Genomic DNA, 18,716 nt, shown 5'->3' with positions numbered 1-18,716 from the left:
ATAAATCGGTCTGATCTATTACATGCACAGATGATGTAATGGAAAGTATAGTTTACATGAAAATAATAATAAAATAAAATCACATGTCGAGTCTGTTTATTGACTTTTATGTTAGATAAAAGAACATCATTATTCCAATACAGTTAGATGAGAGTCGAAAATACTATTTTCATGATATAAAATGTACCAGATCATTACATAAAAGTATATGCAAAAATGTATACGCTAATCGCTCAATCGCGCCTGACTGGTTGGAAGGATAAGGGGTTCATCGCCAATCTGTTGGAATCCACTGTTACTGTAAAAAACATGTACAAAAACTGTTATAATAAACAGACTGAAGCGGTAGTATTACACAATAGAGCAATCCCTTCTTTATATGTACAATAAAATGGCCATACCGTAATAAAATAAATCTCAGTCCTATAATGAGCTAAGGTGCAACATAGGTTGAAGCAAACATAACATCAAACACAACGCCTAAAACAAAGGCTAACGCTAAAATACAAGCAACAAGCAGGGGGCGATCACATGACGATGGAGCAAGCAGATCAGGAGCAGCAAGGAAAAGGCATGTCATTTATTCCGGAAGGATTGGATGAAGCGGTATGGTATGTTACGCCATTGCTCGGTCGTGATGTGTCGATTTTGGAGCCGATGGCATGGGAAGAGTTGATGTGTCGACGTGTCGGGCAGGGACATCCGCCTGTCATTCATATGTGGACACATGAAGATGCGATGACGATTGGCTTGCGCGATCGCCGTTTGAGTGGTGCGGTGGAAGCGATGGAGCAGTTTCGTCAGGAGGGGACATCGGTTGCTGTGCGTGCTTCTGGTGGCGCTGCTGTACCGCTGACACCGGGCATTCTCAATCTGTCGATCATGCTACCGAATCCAAAGCAGCGCATTAACATTCACGATGACTTTCGTTTTATGGCGGAATGGATCAGCCGTGCGGTGCATCCGTGGAGTGTGCATGTGCACACCGGTGAGGTGGATGGAGCTTTTTGTCCGGGGGATTACGACATTAGTATCGATGGGCGTAAGTTTTGCGGCATTGCCCAGCGACGGCAGGCGAAGGCGTATATGATCACTGCATTTGTAATTGTTGAAGGTCATGGGGATCAGCTAGCTGCACAGATCAAACGATTTTATGATCTGGCCACTGGACCGGATGATGCGGAGAAAAATTATCCCATCGTTCGTCCGGGCACGATGGGCGGTCTGAATGAACTTGCTGGTGTGCCAACGGTAGCGGATTATATGCTGGAGCTACAAAAGCTGCTCAATGGCGGCAAGCCTGCGCTGCTGCATCATACAGATGGTGTGCTGGAGCAGCAGGAAATAAAGCAGACGATGCAGGAATTGCGTAGTCGTTATGATGATTGATCGATATTGCGAAATAGATGTACGTCGGATGGAATAGAAGCAGGGGTGTAAATATGCAGCAGGAATGTGCTGGAACACTGGCTGTACTGGCAATTTCAGTACGTTCTTGCACGCCAGTACATTACAGATTAGAGGGATGATGATGCAATATCGTAAAGTGAAAATTTTAGGAACCGGTAAATATATGCCCAAAATGGCTATGACAGATGAGGAAGTGGATCGTCGTCTTGGCGTAAAACCGGGCTGGGCAGCTAAAGCAGGTGGAGTCGGTACGCGTTATTATGTGAGCGAAGGTGAAACGGCTTCGTCAATGGGCGCGGCAGCGGCACGTATGGCATTGGAGGCGGCAGGTCTGGATTTTAACGATATCGACTGTCTCGTATGTACAAGCGGTACGAAAGAACAGCCATTGCCAAGCACAGCTTCGTTTATTCAGCAGGCGCTTGGTGCGCAGGATTCGGGCGTTCCGGTATTTGATATGGATGCGACATGTTTAAGCTTTCTGGTGGGGCTGGATACGATGTCGTATATGATCGCTGCTGGACGTTATCGTTACATTTTGCTCGTAGCCAGTGAGGTTGCTTCCGCTGGACTTGATTGGACGCATAAAGAGAGTGCCTTATTGTTTGGAGATGGAGCAGCGGCTGTTGTGATCGGGCCTGCTGAGCCGGATGAAGCTTCAGCGATTATACATACTTCACTCCACACATACAGTCGTGGAGCCAGATATTCCGAAATTCCAGGCGGTGGGACACGTTTTCCACCCCAACGACCACAACCATCGGAGCGTTCGTTTACATTTCAGATGGATGGGACGGCGATTTACAAAATGGCATCGCGTTTGTTACCCGATTTTATGGATGAGTTATTGACCGGAGCGAATACGTCGATGAAAGATTTCCAGCTTGTCATTCCGCATCAGGGCAGTGCGATGGCAATGCGTTTGTTACGCAGGAAGCTGGGCATTGCAGAGCAGCAATTTATGAATATTACACCCCATCATGGCAATACGATTGCAGCCTCGATCCCAATGGGTTTACATGAAGCGATTGTACAACAACGCATACAGCGCGGCGATCGACTGTTGTTAATGGGGACGGCAGCAGGACTCACACTGGGAGGCATGGTGCTTGATTACTAAGCAGCAAGCAAAGCGAATTTTAGTTACAGGCGGACGCGCGCCTGTGGCGCTGGAGTGGTGTCGACTGCTGCATGCGGCTGGCCATGAGGTGTATGTAGCAGAAAGCTTTCCGCAGCCGCTATGTCGGTATTCCAATACAGTGCGGCGCTGTTACGTTGTACCTGCACCGCGCCAGCAGCCAGGTGCCTTTTTACAGGAGCTACAGCGGATCGTTGAGAAGGAACGGATCGATGTATTGCTGCCGACCTGTGAGGAGATTTTTCATATTGCAGCAGGGCAGGAACATTTATCGGCTGAGGTGCAGGTGATCTCGCCGACCATTGCCCAGTTGCATCGGCTGCATCATAAAGGGGATTTTATCAAGCTTGTTCGTGCAGCCGGACTTGCCGTTCCAGAAACGGTGCTGCTGGAGGATGCGCAGCAATGGGAGCAAACGCAGCGATGCGCGTGGGAAAAAGGCACGGCGATTGTGCTAAAGCCAGCGTATTCTCGTTTTGCTTCGCAGGTATGGTTGCCGCCGCAATTAGCACGACAAGTAGGACTGGGGTCAAAAAGAGAGACTGCATCGCAACTCGATCTGGAGACGAAACTAGAATCGGCATCGGAATCAAAACAGAAACGAGAACTAAAATCCGAACCAGAACTCGAACCAGAATCCGAATCGCAATTCGAACCCATATCCCAATTACATCCTAACTTAGACACCCCATCCCAATTCCAGTTTGAACAGGCACTAGATGTTAAACTAAAAGTAGAGTCTGAGCTAGAACGAGTCACAGAAACAGAACGTGAACAACAATCGTTCTATGCGGTGAGTAGTGCCAAACGATCTGCTGCTATACACAGTGAAATTCGCTCAAATGGTGCTAAACGGAACTCGTTTAACGCGCCCGCACCGGATACGCTCTCGCAGCAGCAACCGTGGATTGCCCAGCAATTTATTCCAGGTGAGCAGCTATGCACGTACAGCATCGTACATGAAGGTATCGTAGTGGCTCATGCGACGTATCGATGTCGATATCGAAATAGTCGGGCTGGTGCAAGTGTGCATTTTGAAGCATTGGATCGTCCGGATACGCTGACATGGGTACAGACGCTCGTTAACCGCTGGAGTAATTTGGAGGATAGCAAGTTACAGCAAGATGTATGGCGAAAGGTACAGTATAGTACAGAGCAAAATACATGGCGAGCTGAAGCGTGTGGTGCAGAGCAAAATACACGACGAGCTGAAGAGTGTGGTGCAGAGCAAAATACATGGCGAGCTGAAGCGTGTGGTACAGAGCAAAATACACGACGAGCTGAAGAGTGTGGTGCAGAGCAAAATACATGGCGAGCTGAAGCGTGTGGTACAGAGCAAAATACACGACGAGCTGAAGAGTGTGGTGCAGAGCAAAATACATGGCGAGCTGAAGCGTGTGGTACAGAGCAAAATACACGACGAGCTGAAGAGTATGGTGTAGAGCAAGATACCCGGCGAGCTGAAGCGTGTGGTACAGAGCAAGATACATGGCGAGCTAAAGAGTGTGGTGTAGAGCAAGATACCCGGCGAGCTGAGCAGCCAAATCTACAGCATGATACACGTGTAAATGAGGATAAGTGCTTATTCCATCGTTTTAGCGGTCAGCTCAGCTTTGACTTGATGGAGCAGCAGCATACAGGCATGCTTTACCCACTAGAATGTAATCCACGAGCGACAAGTGGAGTGCATTTATTTCAGCCAGAGGACGGTCTGGAGCAGGCGTTATTGCATCCGGCCCAGCTTGTGGCAACCGCCACAGTTATACAGCCACAACCGGGTAGACGGGTGATGTTAACACTGCCGATGCTTGTCAGTGGGTTTGGCAGACGCTGGAGCAGACAGCAATGGAGAGGATGGCGACAGGCATTGCGCGGCGCGGAAGATGCGGTCTATCGTCGGCATGACCGCTTGCCTGCTTATGGCCAGTTACGTTTATTATGGTGTGCATGGCGAATGAGCCGCAGAGAACGGATATCGATCGTTGAGGCGCTCACGTATGATATCGAGTGGAACGGAATCGATGCGGGGGCAGAAGGGGGGCAACTATGAAAAAGGCACTTGTGACTGGAGCGACCGGATTTCTCGGCGGACATCTGGCTCGGCATCTTCATCGACTGGGCTGGGATGTGACGGCAACCGGACGGAATGAGGCGTCAGGGCGACGGCTAATGGATGATGGTATACGATTCGTCGCCGCCGATCTGCGCGACCGGGATGTGATACTTGGTGCTTGTTGCGGTCAGGACATTGTATTTCATTGTGGCGCATTGTCGTCGCCGTGGGGGCGATATAACGACTTTTACAGCAGTAATGTCGAAGGTACGCAGTATGTAGCTGAAGGATGCAAACGCGAAGAAGTACAGCGACTGGTCCATGTCTCGACACCAAGTGTATATTTCGATTACATGCCACGGTATCGGATCAAGGAATCCGATCCATTGCCTGCACGTGCTTGCAATCATTATGCCGCGACGAAGCGGATTGCTGAGCAGTGGCTGGAGCAGCGCTGGCAGCAACAACAACTTCCTGTCATTATGCTGCGTCCGCGTGCGATCTTTGGGCCGGAAGAGCAGGCGCTTTTGCCTAGACTGTTACGTGCGAGCGAGCAATCCGGCGTACCGTTACTTAATGGTGGTGAAGCGGAAATTGATCTGACCTGTGTAGATAATCTGCTACAGGCGATGCTGTTATGCTGTGATTCACCAGCTTCTACGCTGGGGCAAACATATAATATTTCCAACGGTGAAGCACTGCCGTTTCGTGAGCTGGTTAGTCAGCTTTTCCAGCTGTTAGAGCTACCGCTACGTACTAAATCGATTCCGTATCGTGCCGCTTATGGCGTTGCCGCGATGCTGGAAGCGACGTATCGATTGCTGCCACTACGAGGCGAGCCTTCGCTAACACGTTATACGGTTAGCTCGATCGCTGTGCCCCATACGCTTGATATTAGCAAAGCACAGCGTGAGCTGGGCTATACACCGACGGTTACGGTGGAGCAGGGCTTGCGTCAATTTGCAGACTGGTGGAAAGCGGAGCAGCATATGGATGGGCGAAGATTGAGAGGATAAATGGCATGTTGATATGAAGGCAGTAGAGGATGCAGATCAAGTTAAAGAAGGATAGACATAAAATGAATAAATAGTGGACATAACGTCAGACTATGATGGTCATAGCATAGAGTTAGTGAAGAATAGATAGTAAGTGAAGGATACACATCAAGCTAGCGCACAAGCAATATGGAATTACTGAAGGATAGAAGTGTTTGAAGGGTAGCCGTGTTTTATTTTCCATAAATAATAAAGCGAACGATAAACAGGAGGGGATATGGATGCAAAGTCGGGTACCGGTATCACTGTGGATCGGAGCGGCAGGCTATTGCACACATCCTGAATTTTTGACGATTCAGGGTGGAAGCTTGCGACCGGTGGCATTTCCGGCAGGCTTTGCCTGTATTCGTCATCCGCAGCATGGAGCTATTTTATTGGATACCGGTTATAGTGAGCGCTTTTTTACAGAAACGAGTTCGTTGCCGGAATCGCTGTATCGGTATACGACACCTGTGGTGTATCACGAGCAGGATCATGCTTTGCAGCAGTTACAACAAGCTGGCGTGAGCGCAGACGAGATTCGGTTTGTGATTTTGTCTCATTTTCATGGCGATCATATTGCGGCTGTACGTGATTTTCCACAGGCGCAATTTATTTATTTGCAGGAGGCATATGATGCGGTACGTGAGTTGCGGTCGATTCGTGCGGTGAAGGCGGGCTTTTTGCGAGGATTGTTGCCGGATGATTTTGAAGCGAGATCATTACCTTTTACGAGACAGGATATGAATGTACGGTATGAGCCTGGGAGCTGGAATGAAACGATTACGCGGCAGCAGGTGTATCGTACAGGTGATGGTAGAGATGATCGTCAGCAGCGAGATGATGTGGATGAATCTAAAAGTGCTCCAGAACTTCAAGAGCACCAGAAGTACCAAGAGCACCAAGAGCACCAAGAGCACCAAGAGCACCAAGCTACTTGTCACGATCTGTTTGGTGATGGAAGTATACTGGCGGTGGAGTTATCCGGACATGCTGAAGGGATGATCGGTCTGCTCGTGCTGGCAGGAGAGCAGGAGTATTTGCTATGTGCTGATGCGGTCTGGTCAAGTCGAGCGTTTCTGGAAGATCGGAAGCCTCATCCTGCCGTAAGTATGATCATGTCGAATCGTCAGCAGTATATGACCAACATGCAGCGGCTACGCACCTGGCATTTGCGCCATCCGCAGCTTCGAATTGTACCAAGCCATTGTCGTGAGGCACTTGGCGCATGGGGAGGGGAATGGCACAGATGACCAATACATTGCGTATCTTGTATCACTACTGGCGTTCGCGGCGTTTGACCAGGCGCTGGACGAATCGAGCGGAATTGGAACGCTGGCAGGAGCGAAAGATCCGCCGTCATTTAAAATGGGTGCGTCGTCGCTCCACTTTTTATCGTCAATGGTGGGATGGGAGGCATGACGCGGATTGGCGCCATTTTCCGATGATTGATAAAGGGATCATGATGGAGCAATTTGACGAACTGAATACGGTAGGGCTATCACGCGCACAGGCGCAGGATATTGCGCTGGAAGCAGAGCGGACGAGGGACTTTGAGCCGCAGCTGAATGGGGTGACGATTGGGCTATCCTCCGGCACATCGGGTAATCGAGGGCTATTTCTAGTCAGTCCACAGGAGCAGGATGCATGGACAGGGACGGTACTGGCGAAGTTATTGCCAGGCGGTCTGCGTGAGCCACATCGGATTGCTTTTTTCCTGCGTGCGAACAGTAATTTGTACGAATCGGTAAGTAAGGGCAAATTGAAGTTTCGCTATTTTGACCTGACGGTGCCGATGGAGCAGCATCTTGCTGTGCTGGAGCAGGAGCGTCCAGATATCTGGGTGGCGCCTGCATCGCTGTTACGTCTGCTTGCCGATGCAGCTCATGGGGGACGATTGACGGTCAAGCCGTGGCGTATGATCTCCGTAGCAGAGGTGCTTGATCCACTGGATCGACAACGGATCGAGCACGCTTTTCAGCAACAGGTGCATCAGGTGTATCAATGTACGGAAGGATTTCTTGGCGCGACCTGTGAGCATGGCACGCTGCATTTGAATGAAGACCTTGTGCATATTGATCGGGAATATATCGATGAGCAGAAGCGGCGATTTGTGCCGATCATTACGGATTTTTCGCGCCGTGCTCAGCCGATTGTACGCTATCGACTGAATGATATTTTGACACTGGCAGAGCGTCCATGTGCATGTGGTTCGCCATTTACGGCGGTTGAGCGGATTGAAGGACGCTGTGACGATATTTTGTATATTCGGCAGTTGGATGAAGAGGAGCAGGATTGGCAGGAATATGAACAGCAGGAACAAGAAAGCCTGCTGGTGCCGCTTTTCCCTGATCTGGTTACGCGTGCCGTCATATCGGCTTCACCGGAGATTGAGCATTATCAGGTGATACAGTATGACAGTGATCGGCTGGAGATTCTGTATCGTCTGAGTGGAGAAGAGTCCCGTGCAGCGGTGGAAGCGCAAATTCGTGAACGACTGAAACAGCTATGTACTGGGCTGGATGGTGTGATGCCGGCGATTCGATTTGGCGAGTATACATTTGAGCCGGGACCGGTGAAGCTCAGACGGGTCGAGAGGAGATGGAAACCTGATGGTGACCGTGGCCTGGTATAGCGCTGCCAATATACACCAGCTCATATGGCCGAATGATGCGTACAGCAGCTATGCGAAGCGGTATTTGCTGCCGATGCTGTTAGAAGGTGTACAGCCTTATGTGGCCAATGTACAGACTGAGCTGATGATCGTAACCGTAGACGGCATCCCGCTACCGCTTACGATCAATGAAGCGGAGTATACGAATTCCTATGTGTGCTCGCCGTATACGCATTATGTATCGTATGCAGAGGAAGAGTTGATAATGCTCCAGCGTCCACGTTTGGAAAAAGTATTAGCGTTGCTGTTACGCGGCATTGGCTGGTGCTTGCGCCGGATTCATTTTAACCGGGTCGTGCAAATAAACAACTGGCTCGTTTCCACGAATCTGTATCCACAATTGACGGCTGCACAGGTAGAAGCTGTTCACAGAGCAGTACAAGCTCGTTATCCAAAGCATGTGCTGATCTGGCGCTCACTAAACGAAGTGACGACTCCGATCGTACAAACGACATTGCAGCGGCTGGGCTGTCGGCTGATTCCAAGTCGGCAAGTTTATCTGTTTGATCATCAGACTGGCGTAACCTCGCGTACACGCTGGGTGATCAAGCGCGATCGTCGTTTAATTGACTCGGGTGTATACGAAGTGGTCGAGCCAGAGCAGATACAAGAGTCAGATATTCCACGTATTGCCGAGCTATACCGGATGCTATATATCGATAAATATTCTGCGCACAATCCACAGTTTACGGAAGGATTTTTCCGTTTGGCGTTACGTGAGCGGCTGCTCCATATGTACGGATTACGTAGAGAGGGCAGATTGGATGCGGTGCTGGGCTTTTTTGGACGGGATGCGGTCATGACTACGCCGCTATTCGGCTATGATACGTCACTGCCAGCAGAGACAGGTTTATACCGGATGCTATCGGTACTGCTTATCGAACTGTCTGAAAAGCGTGGACAGCTATTGCATGAAAGCTCCGGTGTTGGGCAATTCAAACGCAATCGCGGTGCCTATGGTGCGCTGGAAGTATCGGCTGTGTACGATCGCGGCGGATCGCGTGCCATTCGAGCGGGTTGGGGATTGCTGGAGCAGCTATTATACCGAATCGGTGTACCGCTAATTCGCAAGCTGAAGCTGTAGTATAGAGCGTTTTGCCTGTTGCCGTGGCAAGGCATTAAGGATTATGCGAGTGGGTATCAGCCTCAGCCAAGTTGCTCTGAGAAAAGTAACGGTATAGCTGAGAAAGAAGCAAGATAGTATAAGTGGAATGTATTGGCTCAAATACTGGGGATGGATAGGGCATAAACGATGGCAAACCACTACTGTAAACAAAATAGTGTCAATGGAAAATAAGCGAAACATCGCAAGCCGTGCCAACACCGCAAGCACCACAAACATTGCAAGCCGTGCTAACACCGCAAATACCACAAACATTGCAAGCAGCGCAAGCACTGCTTTACGATACAAAGCTCGGCATATCCTACGAAAGCTACAGAGCACTACATACGCAATATGCAAACCATTAGTTGAACAACCAGAGGGGAGGAAGACACCAGCATGGCAAAAAGGAATACAATGCCGCATTCACCTGCATCACAGCAAACCCCTACTAATCATGAACGTTCCAGCAGGCGTGTAGCCCTCATTACAGGTAGCTCCAGCGGCTTCGGGTTACTGATTGCGCTCGTGCTTGCCAGACAGGGCTGGCAGGTCATTGCGACGATGCGCGATCTGTCGCGCCGTCAGGAACTGGAGCAACGGGCGATACAGGAGGGACTGCAAGCGCAGATCGATTATGTGCGTCTGGATGTGAACGAAGAGACTTCAATCACACACGCCATGACTGGTATTATGCAGCAATATGGACGGCTGGATGTATTGATCAACAACGCCGGTTATGCCGCTGGTGGTTTTATTGAGCATGTGCCGATGGAAGCATGGCGTTCTCAGCTGGAAACAAATGTGTTTGGATTGATCGCAGTCACGCGTGCTGTATTGCCGATCATGCGCAAACAGCGTAGCGGCAAAATCATCAATATGAGCAGTATTAGTGGCATTGCCGCTTTTCCCGGCTACGCGCCCTATGCGACGTCTAAGTTCGCTGTTGAAGGTTTTAGCGAAAGCTTACGGCAGGAAATGTCGCGTTTTGGTGTGGATGTTGTGCTGGTAGAGCCAGGTGCATATCGGACGGCAATTTGGAATAAAGGATTGTCAGCCATTCATACGACCGAGGACTCGCCGTATACCGATCATCTGGAAGCGGTGCTCGCTTACTCACGTCATAGCTCGCTGCATGCACCCGATCCGCAGCAGGTAGCAAAGCTCATCGGACGGCTGGTGAATAAGCGTCGTCCACGTCTGCGGTATGCAGTAGGACGCGGTACAGGTATTCTGGTGCTGGCAAGACGGCTGCTTCCGTGGAGCTGGCTGGAACGAATCATTGACCGTGTATTACGTTAACTTTCGCGATATGGATCGTCTAGCAAGCAACACGATCATCTGCCATGCTACCGTTTTCAAAATAGTTTAGAAACTTATGTGTTGATATGATTAACTTCCCGTTCGCACGGTTAATACTAGAAGGGACAGGCTGGTAGCGTGGGCTACCCCACCCGTTTCATTAATCCAGAACAACTTCTGTAAACAAAGGTGAGGACAACATGAACAACACATATAAAAGTAAAAATATCGTCGCATGCAGCAAGTGTGGACACGAGATTGAGAATGTATTGGAACATGTGAAATATGTATTGCACGGTCACTGTCAGCATTGTGCTGAAGCAACAGAGCAGATGAACCCTGTACAGATGGAATTGAAACGGACTTCCTGAAAGGGTTATCATTCAAATCGCGATGGGATGACGAAGGTCTTTGATCCGGCGGATGAATGAGCAACAGTCAGCGAACAGACACACGTACAACCACTCCAATCTTTATCACATAATGAATATGAAGCACTTGTACATCGTACAAACCTATAGATCGTATCGTGTAGGTGAGCCTGTTTGATCGCACGGTATCCTGTTACAATGACGAGTTATGTCTAATATATTGAAGTCTAATTTATCGAAGTAAACATAAGGCGTCTCTTTCCATCGCGGAAGGAGGCGCCTTATATGTGTAGAGAAAGACAAATACCCAAATACGCACATACGCACATATACAAATACACAAATACACAAATACGCACATATACAAAGAAACAATATGGATAGACGAAAATGCTCCTTTCCGCAGGCGCCTGGCGCTGATGCAGAAGGGAGCATTTTCATCATAAAAGTGAGCTATGCAAGTACGTTGTCCCAATGAATGATTACCGATAGTAGTTACAACGAGTCGTTAAAATTCAAAGGTATTCGTTCGATAACCAACTGTATCCCTGTCAACTCATTCATTTCTGTCCGGTACTCGTTGTGTTTGACTCTGTACCGTTCGTAGAAGTGCTTTTATCACTAGTGCCATTGGTATCGGTATGATTGTCTTTACCTTTATTCATATGGCCATGCGTGCCGTTGCTATCACTATTATTCGTATCCAGATCAGGATCAGGATTTTGACTATTGTTTTTGCCCATGCTGGCGCCGTTGTCCTGATTTCCAGCTTCTGACGCAGGAATTGGACTGGAGTTCGTTGTCGAGCCGGCATCGGTATCGCCGTTCGTATCGCCAAGCATCGGTTCATTTTTCACATCATCCGCAGCAGCCAGATTAATATTGCTGAGGAAGTTGGAGACGTTACGCAAGTATTCACGTGGATGTTCACGGAATTCCAGCTCATGATGCGCGCCGGGAATGACCCACAGCTCCGAATTCGGATTCGTCTGGTTGGCAGCGAGTAGCTCGGCGATCTGGTAAGGTGCCTTGCTGTCCTGCGTACCGTGAATAAAGAAAATGGGGAACGGATAATCCTTTTTCTTCACCTGTGGATAAGGAATCTGGTTCAAGCTCGTTCCATTTACGATCGGGAGCAGCATTTCCATAATATCAATGGTCGGGTGCTGCGGCAGATCCAACTGCTGCCGGATGTTGTAGTAGAGCGTATCCGGCTCCAGCAGGAAAGTGCTGTCCAAAATCATCGCATTCACCTGGTCGGTCAGCAGTCCTGCTTGCAGGGCTGTACCTGCACCCATCGAGAAGCCCCAGACGACCAGCTCTTTGGCACCACGCTGTTTGGCGAGATCAATCGCACCGAGTAATTGCTGCGCTTCCTTTTTACCACCGGTGGCGACTTCTTTGTTCGTTTTGGAGGCAAAGCCATAATCGAACATAATCACGTTAAAATTAAGTCTATGGGCAAAATGGGCCAGATCGTACATCGGAATCCACGTTTCCTCGCGATTGGCACCATAGCCGTGACTAAAAATAATCGTTTTATTCGACTTCGTTTCGGCAGGGATATACCAGCCCTGCATCATCCGACTGCCATCTCGAGCGGGAAAGGAAATGTCTTCGTAGGGCATGTTTTTCGCCTGCATTGGATTGGAGTATACATTGGCGACCGTCGGATAAGATAGCACCCATGCAATATACGCATGCAAAGCGACAAAACAAAATAGAAAGAAAAATACGATAGACAGTAGAAAAGCCACGATAATATGCTTCAAGCGAAGTTGCCGCGTCAGCATTACGGGTGTTTCTTCCGGCTGAGATGACGGGGTCCTGTTGTTGCGTTCAGCAGTTGTTGACATAGGAATAAGGCCCCTCCTGAAAAAAATTGGTAAACATACGGCATAGATGACCGTATTCAGTAAAAGAACAAGCCGTTTTCATAATAATTCATTGTATCATCGACATGTGTCGGTATCCACCTTCGAACGTAAACTTTACCTATGTTATCGGTCTATTTTGCTTTACGTTTACACATAGCTTCGATATAATTTATGTAACCATGTTTCACCCCGTGAAACTGGAGTCATAGGCAATCGCAGCATAGAACGGCTGCGGATGTGAACGCAGCCACTGGAGGCGAATACGAATGGAAGATCGCAAGCTAACGGTGCGCGCAGTTGAGCGTGCGCTTGATATACTACTTTGTTTTACCCGGTCTGGCGATCTGGGACTCACCGAGATTGCATCCGAGATTGGCCTGCACAAAAGCACGGTGCATCGCCTGCTCGCCACACTGGAGGAAAAAGGCTTTGTCGTGCGTAACAGTGCGACCGATAAATACCGCCTCGGTATCAAAATATGGGAACTGTCGACCCACCTGTCTCAGAATGATGATCCAGCGACGATGCTGTTACCTGATATGGAGCAATTACGCGATCGGCTGGGGGAGACGATCAGTCTATACATCCGCGATGGTGCCGAGCGTCTGCGTATTCAAGCCGTGCAGAGCAATCAGGCGATTCGCCGCGTGGCACCGGTCGGCGCACGTCTGCCATTGACAGTCGGTGCATCGAGCAAGGTGCTGGTGGCATTTTCCAACGAGCAGGAGCAAGAGCAGATTCTGAGCATGTCCGAATGGCCGCCAAATGTCGACCCGGACATGTACCGTCAGCAACTGGACGAGGTGCATCAGAGCGGGTACTCGACGAGCTATGAGGAGCGCGAACCAGGCGCTGCTGCCGTCGCCGTGCCGATCTTTGATAGTGCAGGGCAGTTACGTGCATCATTGTCGTTGTCGGGACCAGTGAGTCGTTTGTCGATGGATAAGCTGCATGAGTATGCGCCGATTTTAGTTGAAGTGGCGCATGATATGGGGATTAAGCTGCGGTAGACATGGCATAGGAAGATCAGCATAAATTATGAAGTTGAACGCTCCATGGTTTATTGGAATTAATGTAGATTAAGCGAACCTATAGGGGTGCGCTTGAAAGATTGGTTTTTATAAATTCAACCTGCTGAAAAGTTACACTTGCTGAAGCACATCGTAAAAGCAGCTTATGTATACTCAATAGGTACATCATGCGCTTGATCAATAAATAAACAAAACAAAAAACAAAAATAGCCTGCTGGCTCCAACAGGAGCAGCAGGCTATTTGCTTTTGTATCCTACGTATTCATCTATTCTGTCCATTCATCAGCAACAATGCATAGAATGAACAGGTATAGCGATACGTTCAGCGGTCAAAACGAATTAAACCGTTTCACCTTTATTCGTATTCTGAATCATCTGACGCAGAACGGTTTGCAGGATACCACCGTTATGGTAGTAATCCACGTCTACCGCGCTGTCCAGACGAACGGTTGTAGGGAATTCGAATGTTGTACCATCTTCGCGTTTTGCAGTAACGTTCAGGGTTTGACCTGGTGTTACATCGTTGCTCAGACCGGTAATATCGAATACTTCTGTACCGTTCAGACCGAGCTGTTTCCAGCTGTAGCCTTCTTGGAATTGCAGTGGCAGTACGCCCATACCTACCAGGTTACTACGGTGGATACGCTCAAAGCTTTCTGCAATAACGGCTTTGACGCCGAGCAGGAACGTACCTTTTGCTGCCCAGTCACGAGAGCTGCCTGTACCGTACTCTTTACCAGCGATAACGACCAGATTCTGGTCTTCTGCCTGGTAACGCATGGATGCATCGTAGATGGACATCACTTCGTCAGTTGGCAAATATTTCGTTACGCCGCCCTCAGTGCCCGGAGCCACCTGGTTACGAATACGGATGTTGGCAAATGTACCGCGCATCATTACTTCATGGTTACCACGACGGGAACCGTAGGAGTTAAAGTCTTTGCGCTCTACATTGTGCTCTTTCAGGTATTGACCCGCTGGTGAAGATGGGGAAATGTTACCTGCTGGAGAAATATGGTCAGTCGTTACGGAATCGCCCATCAGTGCCAGTACGCGTGCTTGACGGATATCTGCGATATCGTTCAAGTTATCGCCCAGGTTCTGGAAGAACGGTGGGTTCTGGATGTACGTGGATTTCTCATCCCACTCGTACAGTTCACCTTGTGGTACAGGGATGTCGTTCCAACGTTTGTTCGCTGTAAATACATTTTCATAACGGCTGCGGAACATTTCCGGATTGATCGACAATGCGATCGCATCGCGGATTTCTTGCGCGCTTGGCCAGATATCTTTCAGGTATACCGGTTCGCCCTGTTGGTCATGACCGATTGGGTCGTTCGTCAGGTCGATGTCTACTGTTCCTGCCAGTGCGTAAGCAACGACAAGTGGCGGAGAAGCAAGATAGTTCATTTTCACCTGAGCGTGTACACGACCTTCAAAGTTACGGTTACCGGACAGTACGGAAGCAACCGTCATATCGTTGTCTGCAATCGCCTGGCTCACTTCGTCTGGCAATGGACCGGAGTTACCGATACATGTGGCACAGCCGTAGCCTGCGAGGTAGAAGCCGAGTTGCTCCAGGTAAGTATCCACGCCCGCTTTTTGCAAATACTCGGTAACGACGAGGGAACCTGGTGTCAGACTTGTTTTCACATAGCCTGGAACGGACAGTCCGCGTTCTACCGCTTTTTTCGCAAGCAGACCGGCACCCAGCATAACGCTAGGGTTGGATGTGTTCGTGCAGCTTGTGATTGCAGCGATCACGACAGCGCCTGCGCTCATTTCGCTTTTCTTACCGTTTGGATGCTGAACCGGAATCTTCTCAGCGATCTTCGCATCAGACAGGCCATAACCGCCCGTTTCAACCGGTGTACGGATCGCGGAGTTGTAGCTTGTTTTCATGTTCGTCAGTTCGATGCGATCCTGTGGACGCTTCGGACCTGCAAGACTCGGTACAACAGAAGCCAGATCCAGCTCGATCACATCGGAGAATGTTGGATCAGGTGTCTCGGATGTACGGAACATGTTTTGTGCTTTGTAGTACGCTTCAACGAGTTCAACTTGCTCGTCAGAACGACCCGTATTGCGCATGTAGAACAGCGTTTCTTCGTCAACTGGGAAGAAACCAATCGTTGCGCCGTACTCAGGAGCCATGTTCGCTACAGTTGCACGGTCAGCCAGACTGATGTTCGCTAGACCTGGACCATAGAACTCAACTAATTTACCAACAACGCCTTTTTTACGCAGCATTTCGGTAACGGTCAGCGCAAGGTCAGTCGCTGTTGCGCCTTCGCTCAGGCTGCCTGTCAGCTTGAAGCCGATAACTTCAGGCATAACGAAGTACAGTGGTTGGCCAAGCATCCCTGCTTCTGCTTCGATACCGCCAACACCCCAACCAACAACGCCAAGACCATTGATCATCGTCGTGTGAGAGTCCGTACCTACGAGGGAATCAGGGAATACTTGTGTTTCGCCATCGACGGTTTTGGTAGCCGCTACGGAAGCGAGGTACTCCAGGTTAACCTGGTGCACGATACCTGTCGAAGGCGGTACAGCGCGGAAGTTATCGAATGCCGTTTGCGCCCAGCGCAGGAAACGGTAACGCTCTTCATTACGCTCAAATTCAACGTTTACATTATATTCAAGTGCATCCGGAGTACCAAATGCATCTACCATAACAGAGTGGTCGATAACGAGGTCCACCGGTACGAGCGGATTGATCTGTTTTGGATCGCCGCCCTGGCGTTTCACGTAATCGCGCATAGCAGCGAGGTCAACAACGACCGGTACGCCGGTAAAATCCTGCAATACGATACGTGCAGGGATAAATGGAATTTCTTTCTCTTCGCGGCCTTCAGCCCATCCCGCGAGTTGTTTGACATGTTCCTCGGTAATCGCACGACCGTCGAATTGACGAACGGCTGCTTCAAGCAGCACGCGAATCGAGAATGGCAGCTTGTCAATGCTGGTAAAGCCTTGTTCTTTCAGCGCTTCAAGGCTGAAATAGCGGTAACTCTTGTCTTTCACTTTCAGTTCACGGCCAACGGAAAATGAATCTTTAACGGACATAGATGAACCTCCTTGAATGAAATACGGCTTAAAAATTACAGCAAAAAATGGAAGTGGTGAAAAAGATTCAATCTGACAGAAACAATCGTGTATATACAGAATGAGTGTTTCACAGAATGAAACTTGATTTCAAAAATAGTCACTATGTTTAGTATACCGTTTACATCGGGGCGCGTAAAGCTCTTTTTACAGATTATGTCGTATCAAAAAACGAGCAAAAATACACAAAACGAATGCCTCGGTTCGTGTTTGTGAGCACGTGGCATTCGTTTAGCAATGAGGGCAGATGAAGTGTTCGCTATTGTGATGTAGTGCATGTATAGCGAACGGTTTATGTAGAGATCATGTTAACAGGGCATCATCGTTTCTTCGTATATAACGAGCAAGCAGACGGCACAGGATGTCGGATTTCGTATTCTTATAAGTGTGCATCGTATGAATGAATGCCTGTTATGATTATATTCTAAGATCACTAGTATGTTGTTTGCAGATGTTTATCGTTTAATACATTCAGCGAAAAATAATTGTGAATAACAGATAATTTGCTTAAATGGATCGGTAATGTGAAGGTGAAAATGGCATTATACAGTTCAGGAGTAAGCCTAATGGCTTGAACGTCCGAATCGTATCGCTATGTTTAATTGGCATAATCGACAGGGCTAAATTTGTAGCCTATCCCGCGCACATTCACAATATATTTCGGATGATGAATATCGGATTCGATTTTTTTGCGCAAATTACTTAAATGCACCATCACGGTACGTGTATCGCCCAGACTTTCCATTCCCCAGACGTGATCGAACAACTGCTGCACTGAATAAATGCGATTGGGATGTTGAATCAGACAGGAGAGCAACTTGAATTCTTTGATCGAGAGCGTGATCACACGGTTATTGAGCTTGACGACATGACTGGTCAGATTGACTTCCAATTCGCCATAGTGAATGACATTCAGAGGAGTGGATGTGCCTAAATGGGAGAGTAGGAAGTAACGTCGTAAATGTGCTTTAACACGAGCAATCAATTCACGAGGACTGAATGGTTTGACAATATAATCATCGGCACCAATTCCCAGCCCCAACACTTTATCGGTTTCTTCATCACGTGCGCTAACAAAAATGATCGGAATATGGAGCGTTTTGCGCAACTCTCGACATACATCGTACCCATCCAGTTTGGGCAGCGTAATATCGAGTAAAATAAGATGCGGCTGAAACATCGAAGTAAGCTGTAACGCTTCTTGTCCATCCTGAGCAGTTTGCACTTCGTATTGCTCGCGCTCCAAATAAAACGATAAAAGATTACGGATGCTTTCTTCATCTTCTACGATCAAAATACGCTCGCATGCCATACGTATACCTCTTTCATTATGGAATTCAATTAAGCAACTTAGTTGCCAATAAAATTATCATAATTCATTTTTTTATGAAATAAAAGGGATTATTTGGGATTTTTTTGTAAGATAGACAGAAAGTTAAGGATCATGCGGATACTCAATTTTAGTAAAGATAAATTTAACAAACCTTGATTATTACTTGATAGTTATATTGAGAAGGGTCTCGGTAATCACCATACTGTTGCAATGGATAGGTTTCGTACGATTGGGCTACAATCAGTCAATGAAATGAGTATGCTTATGAGCGCAAACAAATCGT

At 48.4% G+C, this 18,716-nt stretch carries 12 protein-coding genes and 1 pseudogene; 10 read left to right on the top strand and 3 right to left on the bottom strand.

What is annotated here, in order from left to right; genetic code table 11:
• Positions 1-531: 531 nt before the first annotated feature.
• The 9 genes from AAHF22_RS06535 (at position 532) to AAHF22_RS06495 (ending at position 11,084) form a co-directional block, all read left to right on the top strand.
• Complete coding sequence (locus tag AAHF22_RS06535) at positions 532-1,389, top strand: lipoate--protein ligase family protein (RefSeq protein WP_347324188.1); 858 nt, start codon at positions 532-534, stop codon at positions 1,387-1,389.
• A 142-nt stretch (positions 1,390-1,531) separates the two neighbouring features.
• On the top strand, positions 1,532-2,530 hold the full coding sequence (locus AAHF22_RS06530) for a beta-ketoacyl-ACP synthase III (protein ID WP_347324187.1): 999 nt from the start codon (positions 1,532-1,534) through the stop codon (positions 2,528-2,530).
• Positions 2,520-4,598 (top strand): ATP-grasp domain-containing protein, encoded by a 2,079-nt coding sequence (locus AAHF22_RS06525; RefSeq protein WP_347324186.1) that lies wholly within the window; start codon positions 2,520-2,522, stop codon positions 4,596-4,598. Before AAHF22_RS06530 ends, AAHF22_RS06525 begins: the two co-directional genes overlap by 11 nt.
• Positions 4,595-5,617 (top strand): NAD-dependent epimerase/dehydratase family protein, encoded by a 1,023-nt coding sequence (locus tag AAHF22_RS06520; protein WP_347324185.1) that lies wholly within the window; start codon positions 4,595-4,597, stop codon positions 5,615-5,617. Before AAHF22_RS06525 ends, AAHF22_RS06520 begins: the two co-directional genes overlap by 4 nt.
• Before the next feature lie 260 nt (positions 5,618-5,877).
• Positions 5,878-6,888: an MBL fold metallo-hydrolase gene (locus AAHF22_RS06515; protein ID WP_347324184.1), complete on the top strand. Its 1,011-nt coding sequence runs from the start codon at positions 5,878-5,880 to the stop codon at positions 6,886-6,888.
• Complete coding sequence (locus AAHF22_RS06510; protein WP_347324183.1) at positions 6,885-8,270, top strand: F390 synthetase-related protein; 1,386 nt, start codon at positions 6,885-6,887, stop codon at positions 8,268-8,270. The genes AAHF22_RS06515 and AAHF22_RS06510 overlap by 4 nt, the downstream gene beginning before the upstream one ends.
• Entirely contained in the window at positions 8,248-9,393 is a 1,146-nt protein-coding gene (locus tag AAHF22_RS06505; protein WP_347324182.1) for a GNAT family N-acetyltransferase, read from the top strand. The genes AAHF22_RS06510 and AAHF22_RS06505 overlap by 23 nt, the downstream gene beginning before the upstream one ends.
• A gap of 435 nt (positions 9,394-9,828) precedes the next feature.
• The gene (locus AAHF22_RS06500; protein ID WP_371834034.1) at positions 9,829-10,713 is read left to right on the top strand and encodes an SDR family oxidoreductase; all 885 of its coding nucleotides are present in this window, start codon (positions 9,829-9,831) and stop codon (positions 10,711-10,713) included.
• A gap of 200 nt (positions 10,714-10,913) precedes the next feature.
• Positions 10,914-11,084: a hypothetical protein gene (locus AAHF22_RS06495; protein ID WP_347324180.1), complete on the top strand. Its 171-nt coding sequence runs from the start codon at positions 10,914-10,916 to the stop codon at positions 11,082-11,084.
• Between the two features lie 878 nt (positions 11,085-11,962).
• Here AAHF22_RS06495 and AAHF22_RS06490 read toward each other — a convergent pair.
• Positions 11,963-12,940, bottom strand: a pseudogene (locus tag AAHF22_RS06490) (alpha/beta hydrolase); the annotation flags it as partial.
• A gap of 287 nt (positions 12,941-13,227) precedes the next feature.
• Here AAHF22_RS06490 and AAHF22_RS06485 point away from each other — a divergent pair.
• A complete protein-coding gene (locus AAHF22_RS06485; RefSeq protein ID WP_347324179.1) occupies positions 13,228-13,971 on the top strand; it encodes an IclR family transcriptional regulator in 744 nt (247 codons plus the stop codon).
• Between the two features lie 360 nt (positions 13,972-14,331).
• Here the strand turns inward: AAHF22_RS06485 and acnA are convergent, their stop codons facing one another.
• Positions 14,332-17,061: an aconitate hydratase AcnA gene (gene acnA / locus AAHF22_RS06480; protein ID WP_347324178.1), complete on the bottom strand. Its 2,730-nt coding sequence runs from the start codon at positions 17,059-17,061 to the stop codon at positions 14,332-14,334.
• 637 nt (positions 17,062-17,698) lie between these two features.
• A complete protein-coding gene (locus tag AAHF22_RS06475) occupies positions 17,699-18,412 on the bottom strand; it encodes a response regulator transcription factor (protein ID WP_347324177.1) in 714 nt (237 codons plus the stop codon).
• Between the last annotated feature and the right edge of the window lie 304 nt (positions 18,413-18,716).

The sequence above is a fragment of the Paenibacillus wenxiniae genome (genome assembly GCF_039822605.1).
Classification (GTDB): Bacteria; Bacillota; Bacilli; order Paenibacillales; family Paenibacillaceae; genus Saccharibacillus; species Saccharibacillus wenxiniae.
The sequence above is the reverse complement of the archived record's forward strand: the minus strand, read 5'-3'. Positions and strand labels throughout refer to the sequence as shown.